We start from the raw sequence: 12,260 nt of genomic DNA on the forward strand, positions 1-12,260 counted from the left end.
CGTTAGCGAACCAAGCTTCAAATGCTTGTCTTCCATCACGGTGTCCAGACTGGTTCCAGCCTCGTAGTGGGAATCAATCTGAGACGCATATTCAAATTTCACGCTAGAAAAATTTTAGCCCTTTTTTGTGTGGTTTCGGGAAGGTGCTTGCAAAGATTCGTGCGATAGTACAAAATGGGTTCTTAATACTTGCTTTACCATGCAAAAAGCGTAAAATTACAATGTTCTCAAAGAATTATGCAATCATTAATATTAAAGTTTCGTTAAACGAAATTAAGGGAGAGTAATTATGTGGCGTTATTTAAAACGGCTAGTAATTGGGAAGCCGTTGAAGACTTTGGATGAAGGTGGGCAATCACTTTCACGGTTCAAAGCACTAGCCTTGTTGTCGTCAGATGCGTTGTCATCTGTGGCGTATGGGACGGAACAAATTACGACCGTGTTGTTGGCAGTTGCCGCTTCCGGTGCCGCAATGTGGTTCCAAATCCCAGTTGCTGCGTTGGTCTTAGTTCTGTTAGCAGCAATCACTCTATCGTATCGGATGATTATCCATGCGTATCCAGGTGGTGGTGGTGCCTACAAGGTTGCCTCAACTAACTGGGGGCAACACACCGGTTTAGTTGCTGGTGGCTCGCTACTGGTTGATTACATGTTAACGGTGGCGGTTTCGGTTACTGCCGGTACGCAGGCCATCACTTCAGCCATACCCGCTTTACGGGGGCATGTTGTGCCAATTGCGGTGATCATCGTGGTCTTGATTATGTGTTTGAATTTGCGTGGGATACGTGAATCAGCTGCGTTCCTGACTGTTCCGGTTTACTTCTTCGTGGTCATGATTGCAATTATGATCATCGTAGGTCTGTACAACATTTTAACTGGGCATGTTGAGTTCCAAGCACCATTAGCAGTTGGGCAATCGTTTGGTGGCATGAGTGTCATTTTATTCTTACGAGCCTTCTCGAGTGGTTCATCTTCATTAACTGGGGTTGAAGCCATTAGTAATGCCGTACCAAACTTTAAGGAACCAAAGCCCCGTAATGCGGCGGCAACGTTATCAATCATGGCTTTGATTTTGGCATTCTTCTTCGCTGGAATTACGTTCTTGTCATATTGGTATGGAATTCGTCCTAACCACGATGTGACGGTTTTAGCCCAAATCGGGATTCAAACTTTCGGTCATGGAGCATTTTTCTACCTATTACAATTAGCAACTGCCATGATCTTAGCGGTTGCTGCCAATACCGGTTTCTCTGCCTTCCCAATGCTGGCTTACAACTTGGCGAAAGACAAGTTTATGCCACACATGTACATGGATAAAGGTGACCGGCTTGGTTACTCAAACGGGATTGTTTCTCTCGCAATTGGTGCGATTGTCTTAATTGCCATCTTTGATGGGCAAACAGATAAGTTGATTCCATTGTATGCAGTTGGGGTGTTCGTACCATTTACTTTGAGTCAATCGGGGATGGTCAAACACTGGTATCGTGAACGCGGTAGCTACTGGATTGGTAAATCAATGATTAACGCCTTGGGTGCTTTTATCTCAGGCGCTTTGGTTATCATTTTGTTCGCATTACGTTTTGATAACGTCTGGCCTTACTTGATTATCATGCCTGCTTTGATTTACATGTTCTTGAAAATTAAAGGACACTATCAAAAAGTTGCTCGACAACTACGTTTGGTTTCACAAGAACCAATTGTCCGGCGCGAGTATGCCGGTTCAACAGTTATCGTGTTGGTATCTAATGTGACACGAGTAACTGCTGGTGCGATTGATTACGCCCGTTCAATCGGGGATTATGTCGTGGCAATGCACGTTTCGTTCGATACTGATCCAAACAAGGAACACCGAACAGCAAAGGAATTCAAATCAGAGTTCCCAGATGTTCGATATGTTGATATTCACTCTTCATACCGTTCAATTGCAGCGCCAACGTTGCGTTTCGTTGATGTGATTGCGAAGAATTCTAAAGAACGTAATTACTCAACAACAATTATCATTCCACAATTCACACCGAAAAAAGGTTGGCAAAACATCCTCCATAACCAAACAAGTTTGCGGTTACGGACGGTCTTGAATACGCGTGATGATTTAACGATTTCAACGTATTATTACCACTTAAAAGAATAGTAGTTTATTAAAGGCTTTCTCTGCTTGGCGGAGAGGGCCTTTTTTTGGCTCTGTCTGAGGTGGGCTTGAATAAGATTGGCCACTGCGTGCCTGGAAGTTGCTTGGCGCACCACGATGGAAGCACATGCTCAAGCAAAAGTGCGGTCTTGAACAACTCGGACAAGCTGGGACTCTAAGGAATAAATTCCTAAGAGTCCTCATCTTATCCTCAGCGGAAATATGTGCTTCACACATATTCCCCCAGTCGCGGTGTAAAGGCTACGCCCGCCAAGCAATTTCCAGCCACTCCGTTAGTTAGTAATGATGCTCAAACTAGCAAAGAGAACTACCAACCGCAGGCCACGGTAGCATGGGAAAAACAACACTGACAATAGAGCCTCAGTAGTTCAATGATTGCAAATTACAGAAACGACAATCCCACGTTAGAACCAGAATATGATGATACTAATCGGGATGAAGAATCAGCAAAATATGCGGGGGAAGATGTGAAATCTTAGCATTTAAAACGCGAATTATAATCATTTATTTTTAAAACAATAAGCCTCATATTATTTATTTTTATGTTAATGTGTTAAGGTTGGAATAACTTTTCGGGACGCTGATTTACGAAGAAGTGAACTGCAGAGGTGCTTTGATTGTCTAAATCAATAGCTTTGGGGGAACTTTACAGCGCCAAATAACGTTACTTATACAAGAAACGGAGCGCAGGGATATGAGCAAATATTTAGAGTTTCAAAATGTATCAAAAATCTATCACGGTCAAACGGCTGTGGATGATGTTAGTTTTAGTGTTGAAGAGGGTGAATTCATTTGTTTAATTGGGACGTCTGGATCGGGGAAAACAACTACGATGCGGATGATTAACCGAATGCTAAACCCAACAAAAGGCAAGGTGCTACTTGAGGGTAAAGACGTCACGAAGATGGACCCAATCAAACTCCGCCGTCGAATCGGATATGTGATTCAAAATATCGGTTTGATGCCACATATGACCATTCGTAAAAATATTACGATGGTTCCAAATTTATTGAAGTGGTCACAAGTGAAACAAGATGCTAAAGCCCTTGAATTAATTAAACTGGTTGAATTACCAGAAGAATACTTAGATCGGTATCCTGGTGAATTGTCAGGGGGGCAACAACAGCGGATTGGTGTCGTGCGTGCCCTAGCTGCTGATCAAAAACTTATCTTGATGGATGAACCATTTGGTGCTTTGGATCCAATTACCCGGGAAGCGTTACAAGTATTAGTCAAAAACCTACAAGAAAAATTAGGTAAGACAATCATATTTGTCACGCACGACATGGATGAAGCGTTGGATTTATCAACCAAAATCGGTGTCATGGACGCGGGTGAACTCATTCAATTTGATACACCAGCAAACATTTTGGCACACCCAGCTAATGACTTCGTTGCTGAACTATTGGGGCACGAACGATTATTGGCTGCCCAACAAAACAGTCGGACAGTTGGCCAAATCATGAAGAAAAACCCAATCGCGGTTTCACCAGGGAAATCTTTACGTGAAGCGGTTACCGTGATGCGCAAAAATCACGTTGATACCTTACTAGTTACTGATGATGATCAACACTTAAAAGGTTATGTCGATATTGAAGATATTGATATCAGTTTTAAAACCGCTACGAGTGTTAGCGATGTAATGCATAAAGGGATGTTTTATGTGAAATCCGATATGTTAGTGCGTGATACAGTTGAACGAATATTGAAACGGGGTGCGTCGTACGTTCCAGTAGTTGATAATGAACTGCGTTTGACTGGGATTGTGACGCGCTCGTCATTGGTCGATATGGTTTATTCCGCAATTTGGGGTGATGAGAATGAAGAGGCTACTCCCCAAGTTGAACCTAGTGCGACAGTGGAGGTAAGCGATGATTAATTTCTTACAAGAAAATGGTGTGCAACTCCTTTATAAAACTTGGCAACAATTGTATATTTCAGCAATTGCGATTGCGCTAGGGATGGCAGTGGCAATTCCGCTGGGGATTATCTTAACGCGTTTCCCTAAGACTGCTAAAATCGTCCTTGGAATTGCAAGTATGTTACAGACGGTTCCTTCACTGGCTTTGCTAGCATTGATGATTCCACTATTTGGGATCGGTAAAGTACCAGCGATTATTGCTTTATTCATCTACTCACTCTTACCAATTCTTCGGAATACGTATTTAGGTATGGATGGGGTTGATCGCAATTTAATTGATGCAGCCAAAGGCATGGGCATGACAACTTGGCAATCAATCAGACGGGTGCAGATTCCGTTTGCCTTACCCGTTATTATGACCGGGGTTCGGTTAGCGTCAGTCTATGTAATTGCATGGGCAACTTTAGCGTCATACATTGGCGCGGGTGGCTTAGGTGATTTTATCTTTAGTGGTTTGAACCTGTATCAACCGGCCTTCATCATTGGTGGGACCGTGCCAGTTATGATTATGGCTTTATTAGTTGACTGGGCACTTGGTAAGCTAGAAAAACGGCTGACACCAATTAACCTACGAAAGGCGGCAAATGCATGAGAAAAGCAAGGTATTATTTGTTGATTTTGCTGTTGCCCTTATTAGTTGGTTTGAGTGGCTGCGGATTACCAGGTTTAGGCAGTAGCGGTAAAGATGCGATTAAAGTTAGTTCCGTTAGTACCACGGAATCACAGATTTTAGCGAACATGATTGCTGAACTTGTCGAACATGAAACGAATGAAAAAGTCGAATTAGTGAATAATTTGGGCTCGTCAATCGTTGTGCAACAATCGATGATGCAAGGTAGCTCAGATATTTCAGCGGGGCGTTATGACGGAACTGAAATAACAGCTACGTTAAAAATGAAACCCACGAAAGATCCGGTTAAGGCGCAAGAAATTGTTAAAACCCAATTTTTGAAACGTTACAATCAAACTTGGTTCCCAACATATGGTTTTGCGGACACATATGCATTTATGGTTAGTGATGCTACAGCTAAAAAATACCACCTTGAAACAATTAGCGACTTAGCCAAAGTTGGCTCAAAGTTGTCAGCAGGGGTTGATAGCTCATGGCTGAATCGGGTTGGGGATGGTTATCCAGCATTTCAAAAGGCGTATGGGTTCAAGTTCAAGAAAGCGACACCAATGCAAGTTGGTTTAGTTTACGATTCTTTGGCAGCTAAAAAGATGGATGTCGTTTTAGGGTATTCAACGGATGGTCGGATTAAGAGTTATCATTTAAAAGTTTTAAAGGATGACCGTCAATTTTTCCCACCATACAATTGTAGCCTTGTTGCGACTAATCAGATATTGAAGGCGCACCCTGAATTGAAACCATTGCTAAGCCGACTAGATGGCAAAATTGATCTGACGACGATGCAAAATTTAAACTACGAAGTCGATAATAATTTGTTAGAACCAAGTGTCGTAGCACATAACTTTTTGGTTAAGCATAATTACTTTCGGGCAGGAGGGGCGAAATGAATAATTTGAATACATGGCAACAACTTGTTGATTATTTTCAAAATAACTCAGTTTATGTCTTGGGACAGTTTGGTCGGCACTTCTTGATTGCAATTTACGGGGTACTCTTTGCAACTATTATTGGGATGCCGATTGGTTTGTGGATTGCCCACCATAGTAAGATGAGTCGTTGGGTACTAGATGCAGTGAATGTTATTCAAACAATTCCATCACTAGCGTTGATGTCGATTATTATGTTAGGCCTTGGCTTAGGGGTTAACACCGTTATCGCAACCGTGTTCTTATACTCACTCTTACCCATCATTGCGAATACTTTTAGTGGTATGAAGAGCGTCGACAAAAACTTGCTCGATGTTGGTAAAGGCATGGGGATGACACGTTGGCAGTTGCTATTCCAAGTAGAATTACCATTAGCGGTTTCGGTAATTATGGGTGGGATTCGTAACGCCTTAGTTGTAGCCATTGGGATAACTGCCATCGGTGCCTTTGTTGGGGCTGGTGGATTAGGTGACATCATTATTCGTGGTACCAATGCGACGAATGGTGCAGCCATTATCTTAGCCGGTTCAATTCCAACTGCTTTGATGGCGATCATTGCGGATTTGGTTTTAGGTTATATCGAAAAGAAAATGGATAAACAAGTTAAACACGCATAGTATAGAAAGAAGGATATTTTTATTCCGAGAAAGAAATTAATGTTGCGTTGTAGCAAAGTATTGCTAGTCATGGCGCAAGTGGGCTGGTTGCTCATTGGTTTATATGCTCTCATTAAAATGAACGATCACACGACGTGGTCATTTGGTAGTATGCTCCTAGTAGCAATTGTGGCCTCTGTTGGTCAACTGCCAATCTATCAACGATTAGCATAGACAATTAACCATGTAATCGACATGGTTAATTAGCGAAGAACAGTAATATTCGAGCTACTGAATAAATAGAGTCAAAAAAGGGTGAAACTTACAAGCTTCACCCTTTTTGTGTGCTGATAAATGTTATGATATAAGTAATTAATACATAGTTGAAAGGAAAGTCAGGAAATGCCAAAAAAAGTAACAATTCGTGAAGTTGCACAGTTATCGGAGGTTTCAATAACTGCAGTTTCACAAATTTTAAATGGTAAGGGTGAGCGATTTCCGTTAGCAACGCGTGAAAAGGTGATTGCCGCAAAAGATGAATTAGGCTATGTGCCCAATTATTCAGCCCAAACAATGCGCAATAGTGGCACGATTACAATGGGGGTCTTGGTACCAGATATTCATAACCCGTTTTTTTCACGTTTTTTTCAAGGCGTCCAAGATTACGGTAAGTATCATAACTTACGCATAATTTTGGTGAGTTCCGATGGTGATCATGAACGCGATGTTAAAAATGTTGATGAATTAATCGGCCGTTCTGCTGATGGCTTGATTATTGCCAATGACGTCGCTGAAGACATGCGGATTGATAAGATGCTGACAAAAAATAATATTCCGTATTTATTACTTGATCAAAGTCCGGATGATGGATATTCCGATCACATTGAAATCAATGAATATCACGGTGGTCAGTTAGCCGCACAACATTTATTAGATTTAGGGCATCAGAAAATAGCAATTGCATCGCCGGCTGTCTTGACTCCCAATTTGAGCAAACGGGTTCAAGGCTTTGTCGATACCTTAGCGGCGGCAGATGTTGATATCGCTGATCGAATTTGCATTACCGAGTTGAATAAACATAGTGGTTACGCGACTGGTAGTGAAATCATCAAAAAGTTTCCAGATACAACTGCTATTTGGGGGTTAAATGATGAAGTGGCGATTGGCATCTATAAAGCCATCGCTGATGCGGGTAAAAAAATACCAGCTGATATTTCGGTGATTGGGTACGATAACACCGACTATGCTGATTATTTACAGCCACCATTGACGACCATTGATCAGCCAATTCGTGAAAGTGGCCAACGCGCAGCAGAAATGTTACATGCGCGGATTAACAACCCGAAAGTTGCCAAACAAGTCTGGCGCCATGATGTCGAATTAGTTGTTCGTGAGTCAACTCGGAAACTGTAGAATTAGAGTTTCATTAAAATAAGTATTAATAGTGGAAACCGTTTTCAAATTTATGTATGATGAATGCATGAATATCGAATGACGGTTTTTTATTTAATGGTAAAACGTTTTACGAAAGAGAGAATAGGGTAGCTAATTATGGAAAAGAAAGTTGTTGTTTTAGGAAGCTTAAACGTTGATTCAATTTTGCACATTAACCATTTACCAAAACAAGGTGAAACGATGGCGATGAATGATACTACGGTAGCTCCTGGTGGTAAGGGCGCTAACCAAGCTGTCGCCGCCAAACGTATGGGCGCACAAACTAGTTTTATCGGTGCCGTTGGTGATGATCAAAATGGTGCGATGATGTTATCTGCATTAACTAATGACCAAGTTGATACTAAGCACGTTACTGTGATGAATGGTATCTCAACTGGGGCAGCATACATTTTGCTTGAAGAAGATGGTAACAATACTATTTTAATCAATGGTGGTACTAACCAACAATTGACCGAAGCCCACATCGAAGCTGCACGTGAAGTGATTGAAAATGCAGATGTTTTGATTACTCAATTTGAAACACCAATGGCAACCGCAATTGCTGCTTTCAAAATTGCTAAAGACGCCGGCGTATTGACTATCTTGAATCCAGCGCCAGCGGCTGCCAACATTCCAGGCGAATTGATGATGTTAACTGACATTATTATTCCTAATGAAACTGAAAGCGAAATTATTACTGATATTGAAGTTACCGACGAAGCATCAATGGTTGCTTCAGCAAATATCTTACAATCATTAGGTGTTGAAAATGTAATTATCACGGTAGGTGCCCGCGGAGCCTTCTATCAAACCACTAAGGGACACGGCTTTGTGGATGCGTTTAAGGTTAACGCTGTTGATACTACAGCCGCAGGTGATTCATTTATTGGATCATTAGCAGCTAATCTTGATCATGATTTAGCGAACTTAGCCGAAGCAATTCGTGTTTCAAACAAAACTTCTTCATTAGCGGTTCAAGGTGCTGGTGCATTGCCATCAATCCCAACCCGTGAACAAGTTTTCACTGCGCTAGGTAAATAAATAATTTGGAAAGTCGTAATTTAGTGAATAGCTAAATTACGACTTTTTTGCAAAAAAACTAAAAACGTGACGAACTTCGCATTATTTTTGCCGACTTTGATATATAATGAGAGTGTGTAATCGCTATCTTGGGGATGCGATTGCTCAAACAAATAGTTTAGTTAAGCGCTAAGCATGCGTTAAGTTTGATTTAAGTGAATGCTAAACAGCTAAAGACACGGGGGACTTTATTTATGTTTATCAAAAATGTTAATCAGGAACTTTTGACTGATTTAAGGCAACAGATGCAATTTAAGGATTTGACGGACCAACAATTCCGGTTGCTTGCGCGTGATATGACTTATCATGAAGCAAAACGTGGTCAAGTATTATTTGATCAAGGCGAACCAACTAATCGGTTGTATCTCGTTATTTCTGGTTTGCTCCAACTGGACGAACTGGATCTTGATGGAAATGAGTTTTTTCATTTCATTGGGTCAAAACAGTTATATCCTTTATCAGTTATTGTCGGGAAGGAATCAGAATTTCAGGCGACGGGGGAAGCTTTGTCTGATCTCGAATACATCACGGTGAGCTTGTCATTGTACCAACGATTTATCACACAAAATGACAAGATGGTTAAATCAGTGATGACCCAGCTTACGGATGTAATGAATGAATACAAACTAAATTGGTGTGATTCCATGACATATGGAACTAGTGAACGGATCTTACGTACCTTGACTAATCTTTCGGAGCAGACCGGTGAATTTGATGCGGATGGTAATCTCCGGTTGCCATTTAGAACATCATTCATTGATTTAGCCAAAATTTGTGGAACGACACGTGAAACAATGAGCCGAACTATTAGTGATTTGGTCAAAGAAGGTGTTTGTGTGTTTGATCATAAGCAACTAACAATGATAGCAGAATAGAAACATATACAACGTAGTACCTGCAATGATAATTTTATTGCAGGTATTTTTATTACAAGTTTTATATTTTGAATATATAAATCATTACTAGCGAGACTGGAAAGGTAATCACGCTAATGCAATATGAGCTGATCTCACGGAAATTTAGTAAGATGGCTAAGGTTACTATCCATAGTCAAACAAGACTGTATGATAGGTACGAGGTGAAAGGTTGGTTACAAAATCATAGAATAGCAATTTCGTTAGCTAATGATTTAAACGGCGGAATAATTACTAAATAAGTAATGTGCAGATTTACCCGGATACACAGTTGACGTTGGTATCAGATTTTTTGAGTGCGTCAATTGATTTACCGCTTTTAATATTGAACGATAGACAGCTTGGCTGGAGAGCTGGGGAATATTCAGCGTGCTAACTTGGGTGTTAATTGATGATGAGCATATGAGAATAGGAAATGAATGCGCGATATTACTATGCACCAGATAATTCTACGACGGTGGTGTGGCAAACATATTATAGTAAGAAACACCAAAACTTCAGTTATTATATGGGCGATGATTACAGAGCTAGATGTGTAGAAAGCAAGTAGCTAGTTGGGTTACAGGCAGAGTTAAAGTAGCGACAAGAAAAAAGTTTGAAAAAGTACTTGCATTGGTTTTAAATGAGCGGTAATATATAAAAGTTGTCAAAAGCAAGTAGCTAACTTAGTTGCTTCGCAGGAGATAACGAAAAAAATTAATTTAAATTAGTTGTTGACTTCTTAGAGGTTAACGAGTAATATAAATAGATGTTGTCACAGCGACAACGCAAACGTAGATCTTTGAAAACTGAATAAAGTTTTGACAATCAAATGATGTAAGGGTCTTAGATTTTGAATCTAAGATGTACAGATTTGCAAAAGTCAATTTCGCAAATAAATTGAATCAATTACCTCCCCGGTAATTGATTCAGGATAACAAAAGAGTCATCAAGACTCAATTTTAAATTGAGAGTTTGATCCTGGCTCAGGATGAACGCTGGCGGCGTGCCTAATACATGCAAGTCGAACGGACTGTGGTGATTATGATCGAAGAGCTTGCTCGGAGAGATTAATCACAATGCAGTCAGTGGCGAACGGGTGAGTAACACGTGGGAAACCTACCTCTTAGCAGGGGATAACATTTGGAAACAGATGCTAATACCGTATAACAATTAGAACCGCATGGTTCAAGTTTTAAAAGATGTTCTGCTTATCACTAAGAGATGGTCCCGCGGCGTATTAGCTAGATGGTGAGGTAATGGCTCACCATGGCAATGATACGTAGCCGAGTTGAGAGACTGATCGGCCACATTGGGACTGAGACACGGCCCAAACTCCTACGGGAGGCAGCAGTAGGGAATCTTCCACAATGGACGAAAGTCTGATGGAGCAACGCCGCGTGTGTGATGAAGGCTTTCGGGTCGTAAAACACTGTTATAAGAGAAGAACGTCAGTGAGAGTAACTGTTCATTGAGTGACGGTATCTTATCAGAAAGGGACGGCTAAATACGTGCCAGCAGCCGCGGTAATACGTATGTCCCAAGCGTTATCCGGATTTATTGGGCGTAAAGCGAGCGCAGGCGGTTATTTAAGTCTGATGTGAAAGCCTACGGCTCAACCGTAGAATTGCATCGGAAACTGGATAACTTGAGTGCAGTAGAGGAGAGTGGAACTCCATGTGTAGCGGTGAAATGCGTAGATATATGGAAGAACACCAGTGGCGAAGGCGGCTCTCTGGACTGTAACTGACGCTGAGGCTCGAAAGTGTGGGTAGCAAACGGGATTAGATACCCCGGTAGTCCACACCGTAAACGATGAATGCTAGTTGTTAGAGGGTTTCCGCCCTTTAGTGACGCAGCTAACGCATTAAGCATTCCGCCTGGGGAGTACGACCGCAAGGTTGAAACTCAAAGGAATTGACGGGGGCCCGCACAAGCGGTGGAGCATGTGGTTTAATTCGAAGCAACGCGAAGAACCTTACCAGGTCTTGACATCCCTTGACACTCCTAGAGATAGGACGTTCCCTTCGGGGACAAGGTGACAGGTGGTGCATGGTTGTCGTCAGCTCGTGTCGTGAGATGTTGGGTTAAGTCCCGCAACGAGCGCAACCCTTATTACTAGTTGCCAGCATTAAGTTGGGCACTCTAGTGAGACTGCCGGTGACAAACCGGAGGAAGGTGGGGATGACGTCAAATCATCATGCCCCTTATGACCTGGGCTACACACGTGCTACAATGGATGGTACAACGAGTCGCAAAGTCGCGAGGCTAAGCTAATCTCTTAAAGCCATTCTCAGTTCGGATTGTAGTCTGCAACTCGACTACATGAAGTCGGAATCGCTAGTAATCGCGGATCAGCACGCCGCGGTGAATACGTTCCCGGGCCTTGTACACACCGCCCGTCACACCATGAGAGTTTGTAACAACCCAAAGTCGGTGGGTAACCTTCGGGAGCCAGCCGCCTAAGGTGGGATAGATGATTAGGGTGAAGTCGTAACAAGGTAGCCGTAGGAGAACCTGCGGCTGGATCACCTCCTTTCTAAGGATAATACGGAAACTTACACATTTGTCAAAACTTTATTTAGTTTTGAGAGGTCTACTCTCAAACTTGTTCTTTGAAAACTGAATAC

The 12,260-nt window shown here is 41.8% G+C and carries 8 protein-coding genes and 1 rRNA gene; all 9 read left to right on the forward strand.

The annotated features are described in order from the left end of the window. Window positions 1-289 precede the first annotated feature (289 nt). The 9 genes from EQG49_RS08715 to EQG49_RS08755 all read left to right on the forward strand — a co-directional run bounded on the left by EQG49_RS08715 (window position 290) and on the right by EQG49_RS08755 (window position 12,169). Window positions 290-2,131, forward strand: coding sequence for an APC family permease (locus EQG49_RS08715; protein ID WP_133363628.1), 1,842 nt, complete (start codon window positions 290-292; stop codon window positions 2,129-2,131). A 712-nt stretch (window positions 2,132-2,843) separates the two neighbouring features. Next, entirely contained in the window at window positions 2,844-4,028 is a 1,185-nt protein-coding gene (locus tag EQG49_RS08720) for a betaine/proline/choline family ABC transporter ATP-binding protein (RefSeq protein ID WP_133363629.1), read from the forward strand. Further along, entirely contained in the window at window positions 4,021-4,662 is a 642-nt protein-coding gene (locus EQG49_RS08725; RefSeq protein ID WP_133363630.1) for an ABC transporter permease, read from the forward strand. Before EQG49_RS08720 ends, EQG49_RS08725 begins: the two co-directional genes overlap by 8 nt. After that, window positions 4,659-5,588 carry an osmoprotectant ABC transporter substrate-binding protein gene (locus tag EQG49_RS08730; protein ID WP_133363631.1) on the forward strand — a complete coding sequence of 310 codons (930 nt, stop codon included), beginning with the start codon at window positions 4,659-4,661 and terminating at the stop codon, window positions 5,586-5,588. Before EQG49_RS08725 ends, EQG49_RS08730 begins: the two co-directional genes overlap by 4 nt. Continuing rightward, window positions 5,585-6,244, forward strand: coding sequence for an ABC transporter permease (locus EQG49_RS08735; protein ID WP_133363632.1), 660 nt, complete (start codon window positions 5,585-5,587; stop codon window positions 6,242-6,244). Before EQG49_RS08730 ends, EQG49_RS08735 begins: the two co-directional genes overlap by 4 nt. Before the next feature lie 381 nt (window positions 6,245-6,625). Beyond that, complete coding sequence (rbsR, locus tag EQG49_RS08740; protein ID WP_133363633.1) at window positions 6,626-7,636, forward strand: ribose utilization transcriptional repressor RbsR; 1,011 nt, start codon at window positions 6,626-6,628, stop codon at window positions 7,634-7,636. Window positions 7,637-7,774: 138 nt separating this feature from the next. Next, complete coding sequence (gene rbsK / locus EQG49_RS08745; protein ID WP_133363634.1) at window positions 7,775-8,698, forward strand: ribokinase; 924 nt, start codon at window positions 7,775-7,777, stop codon at window positions 8,696-8,698. Window positions 8,699-8,931: 233 nt separating this feature from the next. Further along, entirely contained in the window at window positions 8,932-9,612 is a 681-nt protein-coding gene (locus EQG49_RS08750; RefSeq protein WP_133363635.1) for a Crp/Fnr family transcriptional regulator, read from the forward strand. Between the two features lie 981 nt (window positions 9,613-10,593). Then, a 16S ribosomal RNA gene (locus EQG49_RS08755) occupies window positions 10,594-12,169 on the forward strand. Window positions 12,170-12,260: the final 91 nt, after the last annotated feature.

Origin of the sequence: Periweissella cryptocerci (assembly GCF_004358325.1) — a bacterium.
In the GTDB taxonomy this organism is placed as follows: domain Bacteria; phylum Bacillota; class Bacilli; order Lactobacillales; family Lactobacillaceae; genus Periweissella; species Periweissella cryptocerci.

Excerpts from the sequence above, each read along its gene's own strand:
- rbsK (WP_133363634.1), top strand. The coding sequence starts at position 7,775 with ATGGAAAAGAAAGTTGTTGTTTTAGGAAGCTTAAACGTTGATTCAATT.
- EQG49_RS08725 (WP_133363630.1), top strand. The coding sequence starts at position 4,021 with ATGATTAATTTCTTACAAGAAAATGGTGTGCAACTCCTTTATAAAACT.
- EQG49_RS08730 (WP_133363631.1), top strand. The coding sequence starts at position 4,659 with ATGAGAAAAGCAAGGTATTATTTGTTGATTTTGCTGTTGCCCTTATTA.
- rbsR (WP_133363633.1), top strand. The coding sequence starts at position 6,626 with ATGCCAAAAAAAGTAACAATTCGTGAAGTTGCACAGTTATCGGAGGTT.
- EQG49_RS08720 (WP_133363629.1), top strand. The coding sequence starts at position 2,844 with ATGAGCAAATATTTAGAGTTTCAAAATGTATCAAAAATCTATCACGGT.
- EQG49_RS08715 (WP_133363628.1), top strand. The coding sequence starts at position 290 with ATGTGGCGTTATTTAAAACGGCTAGTAATTGGGAAGCCGTTGAAGACT.
- EQG49_RS08750 (WP_133363635.1), top strand. The coding sequence starts at position 8,932 with ATGTTTATCAAAAATGTTAATCAGGAACTTTTGACTGATTTAAGGCAA.
- EQG49_RS08735 (WP_133363632.1), top strand. The coding sequence starts at position 5,585 with ATGAATAATTTGAATACATGGCAACAACTTGTTGATTATTTTCAAAAT.